Source organism: Cryobacterium sp. TMN-39-2, assembly GCF_004402745.1.
GTDB classification, from domain to species: domain Bacteria; phylum Actinomycetota; class Actinomycetes; order Actinomycetales; family Microbacteriaceae; genus Cryobacterium; species Cryobacterium zongtaii.
Genome location: NZ_SOFX01000027.1, coordinates 223822 through 241505, shown reverse-complemented (window position 1 = coordinate 241505; position 17684 = coordinate 223822). Strand labels below are relative to the sequence as shown.

Here is a 17684-nt window from a genome sequence, read left to right as displayed (position 1 = left end):
TCGCGGACGGGTTCCCGTCGGTTTCCACAAAGGAGAGGGCATCGTGTCTGCTGTTAATAGTTTTGGAGCTCGGGACACCCTGCGCGTCGGTGCGACGGACTACGAAGTCTTTCGCCTGGACGCCGTCAAGGGATACGAGAAGCTGCCGTTCAGCCTCAAGGTGCTGCTGGAGAACCTCCTCCGCACCGAAGACGGCGCCAACATCACCGCGGATCACATCCGCGCACTCGGCGCGTGGGTTCCCACCAGCGATCCCGACACAGAAATCCAGTTCACGCCAGCTCGCGTGATCATGCAGGACTTCACCGGCGTGCCGTGCATCGTCGACCTCGCCACCATGCGTGAGGCCGTCGCCGACCTCGGCGGCGACCCCAACAAGATCAACCCGCTCGCCCCTGCCGAGCTCGTCATCGACCACTCGGTCATCGCCGACCTGTTCGGCAGCGAGAACGCCCTCGAGCGCAACGTCGAGATCGAATACGAGCGCAACGGTGAGCGTTACCAGTTCCTGCGCTGGGGCCAGACCGCGTTCGACGACTTCAAGGTCGTCCCGCCGGGAACCGGCATCGTGCACCAGGTCAACATCGAGTACCTGGCCCGCGTCACGTTCACGCGCGAAGTAGGCGGCGTCCTCCGCGCCTACCCCGACACCTGTGTCGGCACCGACTCGCACACCACGATGGTCAACGGCCTGGGCGTGCTCGGCTGGGGCGTCGGCGGCATCGAAGCCGAGGCGGCCATGCTCGGCCAGCCCGTGTCGATGCTGATCCCCAAGGTCGTCGGCTTCAAGCTCAACGGCTCCATCCCCGCCGGCGTCACCGCGACGGATGTTGTGCTCACGATCACCCAGATGCTGCGCCGCCACGGCGTTGTGGGGAAGTTCGTCGAATTCTACGGCGAGGGCGTCGCCCAGGTGCCGCTGGCCAACCGCGCCACCATCGGCAACATGAGCCCGGAGTTCGGCTCCACCGCTGCCATGTTCCCGATCGACGACGTCACCCTCGGCTACCTGCGTCTCACCGGCCGCAGCGAAGAGCAGGTCGCACTCGTCGAGGCGTACTCCAAGCTGCAGGGCCTGTGGCACGACCCCGCACAGGAGCCCGTCTTCAGCGAGTACCTCGAACTCGACCTGGGCACCGTCGTACCGTCGATCGCCGGACCCAAGCGCCCGCAGGACCGGGTCGAACTCAGCAACGCGAAGTCGCAATTCGAGATCGACCTGCAGAACTACGCCACGCACGACCTGTCCATGGTGGACGCGGCCGTCGAGGCATCCTTCCCCGCCTCTGACCCGATCGGTTTCACCGCCGAGGACGAGCAGAGCGCCCACCAGGTTTCGCACCAGCACGTGAGCCACGCTCCCGTCTCGGTGTCGAGCCCGGTTCCGATCACCACGGCCGACGGGGCGAGCTACACGCTCGACCACGGAGCCGTCGCCGTTGCGGCCATCACCTCCTGCACCAACACCTCGAATCCGTCGGTCATGCTCGCCGCGGGCCTGCTGGCGCGGAACGCCGTGAAGAAGGGCCTGAAGTCCAAGCCCTGGGTCAAGACCACCCTGGCGCCGGGCTCCAAGGTCGTCACGGACTACTACGCCAAGGCCGGCCTCACCGACGACCTCGAGGCCCTCGGCTTCTACACCGTCGGCTACGGCTGCACGGTCTGCATCGGCAACACCGGACCCCTCATCAACGAGGTCTCCGCCGCGATCAACGACAACGACCTCGCTGTCACCGCGGTGCTCTCCGGAAACCGTAACTTCGAGGGCCGCATCAGCCCGGACGTCAAGATGAACTACCTGGCCAGCCCGCCGTTGGTCATCGCGTACGCCCTGGCCGGATCGATGAACTTCGACTTCGACACGGATGCCCTCGGCCAGGACACCGAGGGCAACGACGTGTTCCTCAAGGACATCTGGCCGGACTCCGCCGAGGTGCAGTCCACCATCGACAGCTCGATCGACACGGCCATGTTCACCAAGGAATACGGTGAGGTCTTCGAGGGAGACGAGCGCTGGCGTTCACTGCCCACGCCCGACAGCGAGGTCTTCGAGTGGGACCCCAAGTCCACCTACGTGCGGAAGCCCCCGTACTTCGACGGTATGACGCTGGAGACCAGCCCGGTCGCCGACATCGTCGGCGCGAGGGTGCTCGCCAAGCTCGGCGACTCGGTCACCACCGACCACATCAGCCCGGCAGGCAACATCAAGGCCGACAGCCCGGCCGGTGCGTACCTGATGGAGCACGGCGTCGACCGAAGCGACTTCAACTCCTACGGCTCGCGCCGCGGTAACCACGAGATCATGATCCGCGGCACCTTCGCCAACATCCGGCTGCGCAACCAGCTGCTTGACGGCGTCGAGGGCGGTTACACCCGCGACTTCACCAAGCCGGATGCGCCGCAGTCGTTCATCTACGACGCCAGCCAGAACTACCAGGCCGCCGGCACCCCGCTGGTCATTTTCGGCGGCAAGGAATACGGCTCCGGCTCGTCTCGGGACTGGGCGGCCAAGGGCACCAGCCTGCTGGGCGTCAAGGCCGTCATCACCGAGAGCTTCGAACGCATCCACCGCTCGAACCTGATCGGAATGGGAGTGGTCCCGCTGCAGTTCCCCGCCGGCGAGTCCTGGGTGACCCTGGGCCTGGACGGTACCGAGAGCGTCTCGATCACCGGTATCGAGGAACTCAACGAGGGCCGCACGCCCAAGGCAGTGCACGTTGTCGCCACCCCGACCGAGCACTCCGCTCCGGGCAAGGCCGTTGTCGAGTTCGACGCCGTCGTGCGCATCGACACCCCCGGCGAAGCGGACTACTACCGCAACGGTGGCATCCTGCAGTACGTGCTGCGCTCGCTCGTCGTCTAACCGGGAATTCGCAGAATCGCCGCAGACTGGCGCGTAGACTCGGGGAATCCGAACTGCGCGCCAGTTCTGCGTCGGCGTGAGCCGTTCGTTGCAACAAACGTGAAAGGTAGTGCCCATGACCCTTCTGGAGACGATCCACGGTCCCCGGGACCTTGACGGCCTCACGAAGGACCAGCTGGAAGAGCTGGCTGCGGAGGTTCGCGCCTTCTTGGTGGCGGAGATCTCGAAGACCGGCGGGCATCTGGGCCCCAACCTCGGCGTGGTCGAGATGACCATCGCCATCCACCGGATCTTCGATTCGCCGCGTGACGCCATCGTCTTCGACACCGGTCACCAGTCCTACGTGCACAAGATGCTCACCGGACGGCAGGACTTCAGCCGGTTGCGACAGTCCGATGGTCTGGCCGGCTACCCGCAGCGCAGCGAATCCGTGCACGACATCGTCGAGAGCTCCCACGCGTCGAGCTCGTTGTCCTGGGCGGACGGGATCTCCCGCGCCTTCGAGATGACCGGGCAGAGCGACCGGCACGTCATAGCCGTCGTCGGCGACGGCTCGCTCACCGGCGGTATGACCTGGGAAGCGCTGAACAACATCAGCGACGACAACAACCGGCGCCTGATCATCGTGATCAACGACAACGGCCGCTCGTACGCGCCCACCATCGGCGGCATGGCCAGGTTCCTCAACACCGTGCGCCTGCGCCGCAGCTACCGGGCCGCCTACCTCTCCAGCCGGGAGGCCTTCGACCACATGGGCGCGCCGGCTCGCGCCATCTTCCGCGGCGTGCGTGGCGGTCTGCACGGCTTCCTCAGCCGGTTCTCCAACAACGAGGCGCTGTATTCCAACCTCGACATCAAGTACATCGGGCCGGTGGACGGCCACGACATGGAGGCCATGCTCGAGGCGCTGCGCCAGGCCAAGGACTACGGCGCTCCCGTGATCGTGCACACCATCACCCAGAAGGGCAAGGGTTACGACCCCGCCGTGCAGGACGTCGCCGACCAGTTCCACGCCGTCGGCGTCATCGACCCTGAGACCGGTGAGCCCACCGAATCCGCGGGAGCACCGTCCTGGACCTCGGTCTTCGCCGATGAGCTGCTGAGCCTGGCCACCGACAATCCGAAGCTCGTGGCGATCACCGCGGCCATGCTGCGCCCCACCGGTCTGCACAAGATGGCCGAGCGGTTCCCCGAGCGGGTGCACGACGTCGGCATCGCCGAGCAGCACGCGGTGACCAGCGCCGCCGGGCTCGCGTTCGGTGGCCTGCACCCCGTCGTCGCCCTCTACGCCACCTTCATCAACCGTGCCTTCGACCAGGTCTTGATGGATGTCGCCCTGCACAGGGCCGGCGTCACCTTCGTGCTCGACCGGGCCGGGGTCACCGGGCCGGACGGTCCGAGCCACCACGGAATGTGGGACCTCGCAATCCTGCAGGTCATCCCGCACATCCGACTCGCCGCACCGCGCGACTCCACCCGACTGCGGGAAGAGCTCGCCGAGGCGGTCCTCGTGGACGACGCGCCCACGGTGCTGCGGTTCCCCAAGGGCAGCACCGGCGTCGAGTTCGACGCCCTCGAGCGTCTGTCCGACGGCGTCGACGTGCTCCTCCGCAGCAGCCAGCAGGACGTGCTGATCGTCACCGTCGGTCCGATGGCCGGAATGGGCCTCGAGGTCGCCGAGCGGCTCGCCGCCCAGGGCATCGGTGCGACCGTCGTCGATCCGCGCTGGGTGGTCCCGGTGCCCCAGAGCATCATCGAACTCGCCGCCCAGCACCGCATCGTGGTGAGCATCGAGGACGGTATCCGGGTGGGCGGCATCGGCACCCGCATCCGTCAGGACCTGCGCGAGGCCGGCGTCGACACCGCCGTCACCGAGCTGGGTCTGCCTGACGAGTTCCTGGACCACGGCACCCGCGCCGAGATCCTCGAGCGGGTCGGCCTCACGCCGCAGCACATCGCCAGGGACGTCGTCGCGATGGTCCTCGGCAGCAAGCTACCGCACGCCCGCCCCCTGCCGGCCGACGCCGACCGCCCCGAAACCGGCACCGTCCCCCTGCAGCGCGCCCCCCGCGACTGACCGCCTCACCCGCCGCCCGTCGCTATGTTCCGCGAAAGCGGCCCTGTGGTCACCTCCACCACGTCGAGGCGACCACGCGACCGCTTTGGCGGATGGTTATGGCCGGATCAGGACACCGCTTGACTTAGAGTGCACTCGAGGTTTTAGGGTTGCAGCATGACCCCACCCGACGAACAGCTTTCGATCTCCGAGGTCGCCGAGCGCACCGGGCTGAGCGCCCATACGCTGCGGTACTACGAGCGAGCGGGCCTGATGCTCGCACCCATCCATCGGGCTGCGTCCACCCACCGGGCATACTCGGCGCGGGACGTGACCTGGATCACCTTCCTGACCCGGCTACGCAGCACCGCCCTGCCGATCGCGCAGGTCAAGGAGTACGCCGACCTCGCCCGGCGCGGCGGGGACACCACGCCGGAGCGCCTCGAGCTGCTGCAACGCCACCGGATCGCCGTCGTGGCACAGCTCGCCGAGATGCAGGCGAGCCTCGCCGCCATCGACCACAAGATCTCCCTCTACGCCGAAAGGACCACAGCATGAAACACATCACCCTGGGTACCAGCACTCCACTCGAGGTCGGCCGTCTCGGCCTGGGCTGCATGGGAATGTCAGCGTTCTACTCCGGCGCCGGCACCGACGATGGCGAGTCGATCCGCACCATCCGCGGAGCCATCGACCTCGGTGTCACCCTGTTCGACACCGCCGAAATCTACGGCCCGTACCTCAACGAGGAACTCCTCGGCCGGGCGCTGACCGGGCGCCGCGACGACGTGGTCATCGCCACTAAGTTCGGTACCATCCAACACCGCACCGACGGCTCCAGGGGACTGGACGGCAGTCCGGAGAACGTGCGCTTGTCCGTCGAAGGGTCACTGGCCCGCCTCGGTACCGATCACATCGATCTCTACTACCAGCACCGGATGGATCCGGGCGTGCCCATCGAGGACACCGTCGGTGCCCTGGCCGAGCTCATCAGCGCCGGCCTGATCGGTCACTACGGCCTGTCGGAGGCGGCGCCGGACACCATCAGGCGGGCCCACGCCGTTCACCCGGTCACGGCGCTGCAGACCGAGTACTCTCTGTGGAGCCGCGAGCCCGAGACGGAACTGCTGCCCCTGGTGCGCGAGCTCGGGATCGGTTTTGTGCCGTACTCGCCGCTCGGTCGGGGCTTCCTGACCGGCGCCATCCGTACACTCGACCAGCTCGACGAGGATGACTTCCGGCGCAGCAATCCCCGGTTCGCCGGCGCCAACCTCGCCGCCAACATCCGCATCGTGGAGCAGGTCGACGCTGTCGCGACGGAACTCGATGCGACGCCGGCCCAGGTGGCCCTGGCCTGGCTGCTCGCTCAGGGCACCGACATCGCCCCGATCCCCGGTACCAAGAGGGTGGGCCGGCTCGAGGAGAACGTCGCGGCGGATGCGCTTGTGCTCAGCGCTGCCCAGCTCGCAACCCTGTCCGCGATCGACGCCCCGGTCGGAGACCGTTACGCCGACATGAGCCCGCTGAACCGGTAGCCCGCATCTGTTCCCGAAACGGACAATTGTGGCCGGCGCACCGGCCACAATTGTCCGCACGGGCAACAGTTGGTGTGCCCTGAGCGGCTAACTCAACACGGGAGTGCTGCTCGCCGTTGCCGCGGAGCCGACGCCGCGCACCATCGGGGTGTGGAACGTGCCGCCGAAGACCCGCTCGCTGGCGCCGACCCTGTCGAGGTACGGGGTGATCCCGCCCATCTGGAAGGGCCAGCCGGCGCCGAGGAGCATGCACAGGTCGATGTCCTCCGGCGCGTGCACCACATCGTCATCGAGCATCCGCTTGATCTCGTCAGCGAGGCCGTCCTCCACCCGGCGCAGGATCTGCTCCGCCGTGATGGGCGTCGTGCCGCCTGCGACGATCTTCACCGCACCCTTGTCGAAGCCGGTGACCTTGCCGCTGGAGTTGCGCTCGAGGATCTTGCCGTGCTCGGCCAGACGGTGCAGGTTGGTGCTCTCGAAGAACCGGTCGGGGAATGCCGCGTGGTGGGTGTCCAACACGTGCGCGCCGACCTTGAGGCCGACCAGCTCGAGCAGCTCGAACGGGGTCATCGGCAGGCCGAACGACGCCAGGGCGCCGTTGACGACCTCGAACGGTGTGCCGGTGTCGACGGCGTGCATGGCCTCGCCGAGCAGCTTGGCTAGCACCCGGTTCACCACGAAGCCCGGGGTGTCGCGGGTGATGACGGCGTTCTTCCGCAGCTTGGCGGCGATCACCATCGCGGTTGAGAGGGTGGCGTCATCGGTCGCGGGGGTGTTCACGACCTCGATGAGCGGCATCACGGCGACTGGATTGAAGAAGTGGAAACCGACCAGCCGTTCGGGGTGGGCCAGCTTCGCGCCGATCTGCTCCACCGACAGCGATGACGTGTTGGTGGCCAGCACCGCGGTGGGGGAGATGTGCTTTTCGATTTCGGCGAAAACGTCCTGTTTCACCCCGAGCTCCTCGAAGACCGCTTCGATGACCCAATCGGCGTCGGCGAAGTCGGCCTTGTCGGTGGTGCCTGTCACCAGGGCGCGCAGCCGGTTCGCCTCGTCGGAGCTGATCCGGCCCTTGTCCTGCAGGGTCTGGATCTCACCGTGGATGTAGGCCACTCCCTTGTCGACCCTGGCCTGGTCGAGGTCGGTGATCACGACGGGTACCTTCAGCCGGCGCACGAACAGGAGGGCGAACTGGCTGGCCATCAGGCCTGCGCCGATGACACCGACTTTGCCGATGGGGCGTGCCAGGGTCTTGTCCGGGGCGCCGGCCGGGCGCTTGGCGCGCTTCTGCACCAGATTGAATGAGTAGATGCTCGCGGGCAGCTGATCGCCGGAGATGAGGTCGGCGAGGGCTTCGTCCTCCCGGGCGAAGGCCTCGGCCTTGGTGCCGGTGCGGGCCGCCTTGATCAAGTCCAGTGCCGCGTACGGCGATGCCGCGACGGTGCCGATGCGGGACTCGAGCATCTTGCGGGCGATACCGACGGCCGCATCCCACTTGACCATGCGCTCGATCTTGCCGGGCGCGTTGGGCCGGCTCACCGAAACGCTGCCGGCGATGACACCGTCTGCCCACCGGATGGAGTCCTCCAGGAAGGTCACCGACCCGAACATTCTGTCGGCGATGCCCAGCTTGAGTGCGTCCGCGCCGGTCAAGGTGCGGTTGTTCTTCAGCGGGTTCTCAACGATGACCTTGAGGGCATTCTCGATGCCGATCAGGTTGGGCAGCAGGTAGGAGCCGCCCCAGCCGGGGATCAGGCCGAGGAAGACCTCGGGCAGCGCTATGGCCGGGACACTCGCGTCGACGGTGCGGTAGTCGGCGTTCAAGGCCACCTCGAGGCCGCCGCCCAGGGCGAGACCGTTGATGAACACGAACGACGGCACCCCCAAGGTGCTCAGCTTGCCCAGGGCGAAGTGACCGAGCTGAGCGAGCAGCTTGCCCACCTCGCGGGATGGGATCTCGCTGACTTTACTGAGATCGGCTCCAGCGGCGAGGATGAACGGCTTGCCCGTTACGGCTACGCCGTGGATCTCACCGCGTCCGGCGCGGGCGGTGAGCTCGTCCATGACGGCGCTGAACTCCAGGAGGGTGACCGGGCCGAGCGTGTTGGGCCTGGTGTGGTCCCGCCCGTTGTCCAGCGTCACGAGGGCGAGGGTGCGGCCGCCGGAAAGCGGGACGTCCCGGACGAGCGAGTGGGTGACGACTTCATCACCAGACACCACGATGAGCGGGGAGAAGTCCACGGTGGCGTAGTCGATGGGGGTGCTGGTCTTGTCGGTCATCGCTTGGCTGCCTTCTTGTTGAAGTGCGGGTTTTCCCAGATCACAGTGCCACCCTGGCCGAGGCCTATGCACATGGCCGTGAGGCCGTAACGCACCTCGGGGTGTTCGGCGAACTGGCTGGCGAGCTGGTTCATCAGGCGCACGCCCGACGACGCGAGCGGATGCCCGATGGCGATGGCGCCGCCGTACTCGTTGACGCGGGGATCGTCGTCGTCTATGCCGAAGTGGTCCAGGAAGGAGATCACCTGCACCGCGAACGCCTCGTTGAGTTCGAACAGGCCGATGTCGGTGATCGACAGACCGGCCTTGCGCAGCGCTTTCTCCGTGGAGGGCACGGGGCCCAGCCCCATCACCTCAGGCTCGACACCGGCGAAGGCGAAGCTCACGAGCTTCATCTTCACGCTGAGGCCGAGCTCCTTAGCTGTGGCGCCGCTGGCCAGAAGACAGGCGGTGGCACCGTCGTTCAGGCCGGACGCGTTGCCGGCGGTGATGCGGCCGTGCGGCCGGAACGGCGTCTTCAGGCCGGCGAGGCCCTCGAGGGTGGTCTCGGGGCGCGGCGCCTCGTCGCGGGTGGCGAGGCCCCAGCCCGCGGCGCTGCGGGTTGCCACGGACACCAGGTCCGGCTGAATCTTGCCCGCTTCGTACGCGGCCGCGACCTTCTGCTGGCTGCGCAGGGCATACCGGTCGGAACGGTCCTTGGTGTACTCGGGGAACCGGTCGTGGATGCGCTCGGCGGTCGCACCCATGTTGAGGGCGTCCTCACTGACCAGGCGTTCGCTGAGGAACCGGGGGTTCGGGTCGACCCCGGCGCCCATCGGGTGGCGACCCATGTGTTCGACTCCGCCGGCGATGGCGAGGTCGTATGCGCCGAAACCGATCGCGGCGCCCATGGTGGTGACCGAGGTCATCGCCCCCGCGCACATGCGGTCGATGGCGAAGCCCGGCACCGAGACGGGCAGGCCCGCCAGCAGGGCCGCGGTGCGACCGAGAGTCAGCCCCTGGTCACCGGCCTGGGTGGTCGCCGCGATGGCAACATCGTCGATGCGTTCGCCCGGCACGTTCGGGTTGCGTTCCATCAGTCCGGTGATCGCCTTGACGACCAGGTCGTCGGCGCGGGTATTCCAATACATACCCTTCTCGCCGGCACGACCGAACGGGGTGCGAACCCCGTCCACGAAGACGACTTCAGTTCTCTCGGCCACTTTGCCTCCATCACTCAAAACAGGTATCGCACGATCCTAGGGTGACGGAATAACCGGTGTGAATCCTTTGACTGTTCCTACGACTCAGCGTCGGCGGCAACGGACGCGCTTTGGTGGACTTCCACAAAGGCATCAGCGATTAGTTGTGCAGTGGCCTCAATCTGCCAGGTTCTCGCACCGAGACCGGCGAGGGCCTCGCCCACGGCATCGGCACCGGCAGGCTCCGGCGGCTGCCAAGCCACGCGACGCAGGTGGTCGGGGGTGAGGAGGTTCTCCAACGGCACCGCGCGCTCCTCCGAGGCCGCCGTCAGGGCGGCCCTCGCGGCCTTGTACCGCAGGTCGGCGTCGGGATTGCGGTCAGCCCAGGCGCGGGGCGGCGGCAGTGCGTCGCCGTTCGCCTTCACCGAGGGCAGGTCAACGCTGGCGAGGCCACGCAGGATGGCCTGCCACCACCTGTCGAGCTCGGTACGGCTGGCGCGACCGTTGAACTCGCGAAGCTCGGCGAGAGCGTTCCGGTTCGCGGGCAGCAGACGTGCTGCGGCCACCAGCGACGCGTCGGGAACCAAACGGCCGGGGGAGACGTCGAGCTCCTGGGCGAGGGTGTCCCTGGCGACCCACAGCTCGCGGGCCACGGCCAGGTTGCGCTGGCCACGCACGGCGTGCAGGCCGGACAGGCGGCGCCAGGGCTCCGCGCGGGCCGGCTTCGCTTCCTTGGCGAGTACCGCGGCGAACTCCTGGTCGGCGATCTCGGTTTTGCCGGATTCCACGAGCAGGTCGACCATGCTGTCACGGAGGTCCGGGAGCAGCTCCACGTCCAGGGCTGCGTAGACCAGCCAGCTTTCGGGCAACGGCCGGGTCGACCAGTTGGCGGCGGAGTGTTCCTTGGCTAGGTGAATGCCGAGGAGTTCTTCGACGACAGTGCCGAGTCCCACGCGGGGCAGGCCGAGCAGGCGTGCGGCGAGCTCGGTGTCGAAGATGCGGGTGGGGTCGAGGCCGACCTCGCGGAGGCAGGCGAGATCTTGACTTGCTGCATGCAGGATCCATTCCTCGTCGGCGAGGGCGTCGTTGAGTTCGCCGAAGTCGCCGATAGCCGGCGGATCGAACAGGAAGGTGCCCGCATCCCGGCGGAAGATCTGGATCAGGTAAGCACGCTGGGAGTAGGTGAAACCCGATGCCCGTTCCGCATCGATGCCGATCGGCCCGGTTCCCTGGGCGAGCACGTCGAGTGCCGCCAGATAGGCTGTGCGGGAGTCGATGACCTGGTGGGTGACCACGGGTCGGTCAACCACGGGATGCACGATGTGCCGAGAGATACGCGACGCTGGTGAGAGTCGGCGCCGTGCTGGTCAGAGGCGTGTTGCCCATGCCTAACGCCGTGTTGCTCAACGCCCCGGGGTTCATCCCCGGGCTGGTTTCGGTTCCGACTGCATTTCCTGCCATGACGTTCATTCCCGCGGTCTCCCTGCCGGCGCGTTCAGCGCCCGGCGCATCGAGGCCGGCGAAATCGCCACCGGCCGTTTCCCTGCCGGCAGACTCGCGGCCGCCGGCGGCCACTCCCAGCGTATGCAATCCCGGGCCGGTTCGCAGAACAGACGAGGCTGACGGCCCGATCTGGTCCACCGGGCCCAGCGTGATCCCTGAGCTGCCCTGTTCTTTCGAGCCCTGTTCTTTCGAGCCCTGTTCTGACAAGCCCTGTTCTGACAAGCCCTGTCCTGGCGAGCCCGGTCCCGTCGAGCCCGGTCCTGACACGCCATGGTCAGCACCCGGTTCAGAGGAGCGGGGTACCTCAGCGCTGGAGGGACGCCCATGCCGAGCGGAGGAGGACGAAGAGGACGAGGAACGGGAGGAAGAAGGGTGGCCGTGACGGGGCGGGGCGGGCAGCTCGCTTGCGGGCGGGAGGCCTGCGAGCATGCACAGCAGCTCACCCCAGCCTTCGACGTGTGCGGCGAGGTCGTTGTCCAACGGACTCCATGACGCCCGCAGCTCGATCTGGGCGCCATCGCCCTGAGCGGCGAGCTCACCGAAGCCCGAGGAGAGGATCTTGGTGGCGGTGCCGGAGGCGGCGGTGTAGTTCGCACCTCGGGTGTCCAGGGCATCCACCAACCAGGCCCAGGCGACCTCGGCGAGGAACGGATCGACTCCGATGTCGTTCTCGAGGGGCGCCTGCGCGAAGCAGACGACGCGGAAGGGTCCGCCCCAACTTTCGGGTTCGTCGGGGTCGTAGAGCAGAATGAAGCGTCCGGTACCGAAGTCGGAGTCGCTGCCGTGTCGCACCGGCGTGACATCCGCAGACAGTGCCACGGCATACGGAGCGAGGTTTCCGGGGGCCGAAATCTCGGTGACCACCAGCTCCGGGCGCGGGCTGGAAGAACGGATAGCGTCGAGCGCCGCGGCAAACTGCGCAGGGCGCTGGGGCTGATCCTCTGAATCGGGCACGTCTGCAGACTAGAGTTTTTTCCGTGGGGCTGGTGCGAGGCACGCCGAACAGCGAAGAGGTAGGCATGACAGGGATCGGTACACGAGCAGAATCCACGCGCGGCCTGGCGTCGGCGGGGCTGGTGATCGCGGGCGGCGCCGTTGCGGTGAGTGCCGCCGCAGCTCTGGCGGTCGGTGTGCTGGCCGGTGTCATGGCGCGCCGCATCGTGACCCCGCCCACCAAACGCGCCGACGATACGAGGGTGTTCGACGTCGACCTCGACGCCGGCACCATCACCCTCGAAGCGACCAAGGACGCGGTCCTTCCCGGTGACTACAGCTTCTGGTTCGCCGGTGACTCCGGACACGCGCGCCTGGGTGCCATCGAGTCTCGCGCGGCGAAGACCGTGACCCGCCGCATCCTGACCGTGGACTTCGGTGACCTCGGCTCGGTGACCTCGGGACGGCTGGGCGGCTACTCTTTCCTCGGGCCGTGGGACCTCGGGCTCGAGTTCTCCAACGTGACGGTGCCGACCGAGCTGGGTGATGCTCCTGCCTGGCTGATCCCCGCGTCAGAACCCTCCGGACGCTGGGTGATCCAGGTGCACGGCCGTGGGGTCCGTCGGCACGAGACGCTTCGGGCCGTTCCCGTGTTCAACGCCGCCGGTTACACCTGTCTGCTGGTCTCCTATCGCAACGATGGTGAGGCGCCGCCGAGCGCCGACGGCCGGTTCGGGCTCGGCGACACCGAATGGCGGGACGTTGAGGCCGCCATCCAGTTCGCCCAGGAGAACGGAGCGACCCAGATCGTGCTGATGGGCTGGTCGATGGGCGGGGCGATCGCCCTGCAGGCGGCTACCCGCGCGAAGCACGACGGTCGGCTCACCGGCATCGTGCTCGATTCGCCCGTGATCGACTGGGCGGATGTTGTGGCCTACCAGGCGCTCACCCTCCGGCTGCCGAGGGCGGTGGTGCGCGGTGCACTGGTGGTGATGGGGCGCCCCTGGGGACGAATGGTCACGGGGATGCATCTCCCCATCGACTTCCCCCGACTGGACTTCGTGTCCCGGGCGAATGACCTGAGCCTGCCGATTCTCATCCTGCACAGCGACGACGACGGCTACGTGCCGTCAGCACCGTCCCGAGCCCTGGCCGAACGGCGACCAGACATCGTCACCCTGGTGCCGTTCGAGGTGGCCAGGCACACCAAACTGTGGAACTACGATCCGGCCGCCTGGAACGCGGCCATCCTCGGCTGGCTCGGCACGCTCGGGTCGGCACACCCCGCCGTGACGGCGGCCGGATACACCGGCGACCGGTAGGCCTCGGCCCTCGGCGGACGCAGGTCACGCTAGCCCAGGGCGGACTGCCGTTCGCGCAGCTGACGCTTGGTTCGACCCAGCATGGCGGTCATGCCACGCAGCCGGAGCGGCGAAACGGCCTGGGTGAGGCCGATCGACTGCGGATAGTCATCCGGAACGGCCAAAACCTCGTCGACGCTGAGGCCGTCCAGGCCCTGAGCGAGGATCGAGGCGAAACCCCGGGTGGTGGGCGACTCCGCAGGCGCCGTGGCATAAAGGTGTACGGAACGGTCGTCGTCAACCTCGACGAAAATGAACACCGGCGACTGGCACTCCACGACACGTTCGAACAGGTCGGGATGGTCGCGGTACTTCTCGGGAAGGTCCGGCAGCTCGTTGGAGAACTCCAGCAGCAGCATCAGGCGATCCGGTTGTTCGAGCGCGAGGAAATCCTCGCGGATCTCGGCAAGCTGGCTGGGAAGGTCGACGGTGCTCATCGGGGTTCCGGGGCGGTTCCGGGGGCTGTGCCCTGCACGATCGGGACCCGTACCGCGCTGCCCCACTCTGTCCAGGAACCGTCGTAGTTGCGCACGTTCTCGAGTCCGAGCAGGTGGGTCAGCACGAACCAGGTGTGGCTGGATCGCTCGCCGATGCGGCAGTAGGCGATCACGGGCTCGTCGCCGGTGAGCCCGGCCTCGTCGCGGTAGATGGCGTCGAGCTCGGCACGGGGCCGGAAGGTGGCGTCCTCGGCCGCGGCACGGGCCCACGGCACCGACACCGCCGAAGGGATGTGGCCGGCCCGGAGGGATCCCTCCTCAGGGTAGGCGGGCGCGGTGGTGCGTTCGCCGCTGTATTCCTCGGGCGAGCGCACGTCGATGAGCGGGTGGCCGAAGTGGGCGAGAACGTCGTCCTTGAACGCGCGGATGGGGGCGTCTGCCCGCTCGACGACAGGGTATTCGGCCGGTTCGGCCGCCTCGCGGTCCGTGCTCAGTTCGCGGCCCTCGGCGATCCACTTCGCCCGGCCGCCGTCGAGCAGGCGCACGTCGTCGTGGCCGAACAGGGTGAACACCCAGAGGGCATATGCCGCCCACCAGTTGCTCTTGTCTCCGTAAATCACCACGGTGCTGTCGCGGCTGATGCCCTTGCGGCTCAGCAGGCCGGCGAAGCCGGCCCCGTCGATGTAGTCGCGCTCCACGGGGTCGTTGAGGTCGGTGTGCCAGTCGATCTTGACTGCGCCGGGAATGTGGCCGGTCTCGTACAGGATGACGTCTTCGTCGGATTCGACCACGACCAGGCCGGGGTCGCCGAGGTGGGCCTGCAGCCAGTCGGTTGACACCAGGCGTTCGGGATGCGCGTACGCCGCGAACGTGGCTGACGGATCTGTTTCGACGGTCATGGTTTCCTCCCGGAGGGCTCGTGCACCTGGACGACGGCGCGGCCCTGGTGTGCGTGCATTTAGGCTGGTGGACAACCTGCGCGCAGGTCTCCAAGGTACAAGGCAGAACCCCCCACCGAAATTCCACCAGGATGTCGGGGACAGACAGGAACCGGATGTCAAACATGGTCAGTGCGACCCAAAAGTTGCCCCTTCGACTCGTCGACAGGTCGCCATCCATCACCGGTGCGGAGATCGTCTCGGAGCTGGTGCCGCCACCGCAATTCGAACACGCCTCATTCGAGTCCTACCGCCCTGACCTGGACTATCCGTCCCAGCTCGAGGCGGTGGAGCGGCTGAACACCTTCGCAGCGTGGCGGGCCCGACCGGGCGGTTTCTTCTCCCGCACCCGCAAGGCCAAGGCCGAGTTGCCCGGCATCTACCTCGACGGCGGCTTCGGCGTCGGCAAGACCCACCTGCTGGCAGCGCTCTGGCACGGTGCACCCGGTCCCAAGTACTTCGGCACCTTCATCGAGTACACGGCGCTGGTCGGCGCCCTGGGCTATGCCGAGACCGTGACCCAGCTCTCCGGCGCGAAGCTCATTTGCATTGACGAGTTCGAGCTCGACGATCCGGGGGACACGATGCTGATGACTCGGCTGCTGGGCGAGCTGATCGCCTCCGGCACCCGGGTCGCCGCCACCTCCAACACGCCGCCGAACTCGCTCGGCGAGGGCCGGTTCGCGGCGGCTGACTTCCTGCGAGAGATTCAGGCCATGTCCGCGAACTTCGAGACCGTGCGCATCGACGGCCTCGACTACCGCCGCCGGGATGCGTCCGGGCACGCCGAGGCCGTTCTGCCCGAGGAGTTCGACCGCCTGAACGAGGCACTCGTCGAGCGGGGCTCCAGGGTGACGTGTGACGATTTCGGTGCGCTGATGCGCCATCTCAGCACGGTGCATCCGTCGAAGTACATCAAGATGATCGCCGACGTCGACGTGATCGCCCTGCGCAACGTCTACCTGCTCACCGACCAGACCGATGCGTTGCGCCTTGTGGCCTTCATCGACCGGGTCTACGACGCCGAGATCCCGATCATCGCCAGTGGACTGCCGCTACACGACGTCTTCGATGCCGAGATGCTGGAGGGCGGCTACCGCAAGAAGTATCAACGCTCCCAGTCCCGGATGGTGGCTCTCACCACGGGCGAGCTGCCGCCGCACGCGGAGTGAGCGGGCTGCAGCGAAACACGCTCTTAACGTTCTCGCCGATTGCGTAACCTCCCCGAAACACGACGGTACGGCTGGTGAAACGTCTGGGTCGGAGACTGAGTTGCGTACCCAGGACTGCCCGGCACACTCGTCTGCGGCTTTCGCGGTACTCCGGCTAACTAGTGTGAGGACAGATGATGGACACTGGCAGCATTGCATGGGGGTTGACGGCAACCGCGCTGGTTCTGTTCATGACTCCGGGAGTCGCGTTCTTCTACGGCGGCCTGGTCAAGGCCAAGAGCGTCGTCAGCATGATGATGATGAGCTTCGGCGCACTCGGGCTGATCACCGTCCTCTGGATCCTGTACGGATTCAACATGAGCGTGGTCGACGGAGCCAGCCAGTTCGCGGGCAACCCGTTCAGCGACTTCGGACTCGGGTCACTGGCCACGGGTGAGACCGGCAACCTCGATCTCCTCGGCGCCACCTACGGGGCGACCTTCGCGATCATCACCGTCGCCCTGATCTCCGGAGCCGTGGCCGACCGCGCCAAGTTCGGTTCCTGGATGATCTTCGCCGGTGTCTGGGCCACCCTGGTCTATTTCCCGGTCGCGGCCTGGGTCTGGGGCGGCGGCTGGATCATGAGCCTCGGCGAGACCCTCGGCCTGCCCGGCGTCATCGACTACGCCGGCGGTACCGCCGTGCACATCAACGCCGGCGCTGCTGCCCTGGCCCTTGCCCTCGTCCTCGGCAAGCGGATCGGCTTCCAGAAGGGCATCACCAAGCCGCACAACGTGCCGCTGGTTCTGCTCGGTGCCTCGATCCTGTGGTTCGGGTGGTTCGGCTTCAACGCCGGGGCCGAGTGGCTGAACGGCCTCGCCAATGTCGGCCTGATCGTGGTCAACACCCTCGGTGCGACCGCCGCCGCCATCCTCGGCTGGCTCATCGTCGAAAAGATCAAGGACGGCAAGGCCACGTCGGTCGGCGCCGCATCCGGTGCCGTCGCCGGCCTCGTCGCCATCACACCGGCCTGCGCCAATCTCGAACCCGGTTGGGCCCTGCTCCTCGGTGTCGTCGCCGGTGCCGTCTGCGCCATGGCCATCGAGATGAAGTTCACCTTCGGCTTCGATGACTCGCTCGACGTCGTGGGCATCCACCTCGTCGGTGGCCTCATCGGCACCCTGTACCTGGGCTTCTTTGCGATCGGCACCGGCATCTTCGTCGGTGGCGACCTCGGCCAGCTCACGGTCCAGGCCATCGCGGCCTTCGCGGTCCTCATCTACTCGTTCGTCGTCGCCTACCTGCTCGGTCTCGCCATCGAAAAGACCATCGGCTTCCGGGTCAAGAATGAAGACGAAGTTGCCGGCATCGACACCTCGGTGCACGGCGAAGAGGGCTACGCCCTCGCCAATGTCTAGCGCTTGGACAACAGACCACTGAGGCAGC

General features: G+C 67.2%; 12 protein-coding genes and 1 pseudogene. 7 read left to right on the top strand and 6 right to left on the bottom strand.

What is annotated here, in order from left to right:
* Nucleotides 1-43 precede the first annotated feature (43 nt).
* The 4 genes from acnA to E3O57_RS09180 all read left to right on the top strand — a co-directional run bounded on the left by acnA (nt 44) and on the right by E3O57_RS09180 (nt 6454).
* Nucleotides 44-2863 carry an aconitate hydratase AcnA gene (gene acnA, locus E3O57_RS09195; RefSeq protein ID WP_103479538.1) on the top strand — a complete coding sequence of 940 codons (2820 nt, stop codon included), beginning with the start codon at nt 44-46 and terminating at the stop codon, nt 2861-2863.
* 115 nt (nt 2864-2978) lie between these two features.
* Nucleotides 2979-4940 (top strand): 1-deoxy-D-xylulose-5-phosphate synthase, encoded by a 1962-nt coding sequence (gene dxs / locus E3O57_RS09190; protein ID WP_103459880.1) that lies wholly within the window; start codon nt 2979-2981, stop codon nt 4938-4940.
* Between the two features lie 156 nt (nt 4941-5096).
* Nucleotides 5097-5477 carry a MerR family transcriptional regulator gene (locus E3O57_RS09185; RefSeq protein WP_103479537.1) on the top strand — a complete coding sequence of 127 codons (381 nt, stop codon included), beginning with the start codon at nt 5097-5099 and terminating at the stop codon, nt 5475-5477.
* On the top strand, nt 5474-6454 hold the full coding sequence (locus E3O57_RS09180; protein ID WP_103479536.1) for an aldo/keto reductase: 981 nt from the start codon (nt 5474-5476) through the stop codon (nt 6452-6454). Before E3O57_RS09185 ends, E3O57_RS09180 begins: the two co-directional genes overlap by 4 nt.
* 87 nt (nt 6455-6541) lie before the next feature.
* On the opposite strand, the gene E3O57_RS09175 is transcribed toward E3O57_RS09180, so the two are convergent.
* From E3O57_RS09175 to E3O57_RS09160, 4 genes and pseudogenes are all read right to left on the bottom strand, one after another.
* Entirely contained in the window at nt 6542-8734 is a 2193-nt protein-coding gene (locus E3O57_RS09175; protein WP_103479535.1) for a 3-hydroxyacyl-CoA dehydrogenase NAD-binding domain-containing protein, read from the bottom strand.
* Nucleotides 8731-9936 (bottom strand): thiolase family protein, encoded by a 1206-nt coding sequence (locus tag E3O57_RS09170; RefSeq protein ID WP_103479534.1) that lies wholly within the window; start codon nt 9934-9936, stop codon nt 8731-8733. Before E3O57_RS09170 ends, E3O57_RS09175 begins: the two co-directional genes overlap by 4 nt.
* 77 nt (nt 9937-10013) lie before the next feature.
* The gene (locus E3O57_RS09165) at nt 10014-11225 is read right to left on the bottom strand and encodes an HRDC domain-containing protein (protein WP_370289951.1); all 1212 of its coding nucleotides are present in this window, start codon (nt 11223-11225) and stop codon (nt 10014-10016) included.
* Between the two features lie 592 nt (nt 11226-11817).
* A pseudogene (locus E3O57_RS09160) lies at nt 11818-12372 on the bottom strand (DUF3000 domain-containing protein); the annotation flags it as partial.
* 65 nt (nt 12373-12437) lie between these two features.
* Between E3O57_RS09160 and E3O57_RS09155 the strand changes: the two are divergent.
* A complete protein-coding gene (locus E3O57_RS09155; RefSeq protein WP_103479532.1) occupies nt 12438-13673 on the top strand; it encodes a S9 family peptidase in 1236 nt (411 codons plus the stop codon).
* A 29-nt stretch (nt 13674-13702) separates the two neighbouring features.
* Here the strand turns inward: E3O57_RS09155 and E3O57_RS09150 are convergent, their stop codons facing one another.
* Nucleotides 13703-14149 carry a SufE family protein gene (locus E3O57_RS09150; RefSeq protein ID WP_103479531.1) on the bottom strand — a complete coding sequence of 149 codons (447 nt, stop codon included), beginning with the start codon at nt 14147-14149 and terminating at the stop codon, nt 13703-13705.
* The gene (locus E3O57_RS09145) at nt 14146-15048 is read right to left on the bottom strand and encodes a sulfurtransferase (RefSeq protein ID WP_103479530.1); all 903 of its coding nucleotides are present in this window, start codon (nt 15046-15048) and stop codon (nt 14146-14148) included. Before E3O57_RS09145 ends, E3O57_RS09150 begins: the two co-directional genes overlap by 4 nt.
* Nucleotides 15049-15212: 164 nt before the next feature.
* On the opposite strand from E3O57_RS09145, the gene zapE reads away from it, so the two are divergent.
* Both zapE and E3O57_RS09135 read left to right on the top strand, forming a co-directional pair.
* Nucleotides 15213-16259, top strand: a complete 1047-nt coding sequence (gene zapE / locus E3O57_RS09140; protein WP_103459872.1) for a cell division protein ZapE — start codon at nt 15213-15215, stop codon at nt 16257-16259.
* A gap of 176 nt (nt 16260-16435) precedes the next feature.
* The gene (locus E3O57_RS09135; protein ID WP_103459871.1) at nt 16436-17656 is read left to right on the top strand and encodes an ammonium transporter; all 1221 of its coding nucleotides are present in this window, start codon (nt 16436-16438) and stop codon (nt 17654-17656) included.
* Nucleotides 17657-17684: the final 28 nt, after the last annotated feature.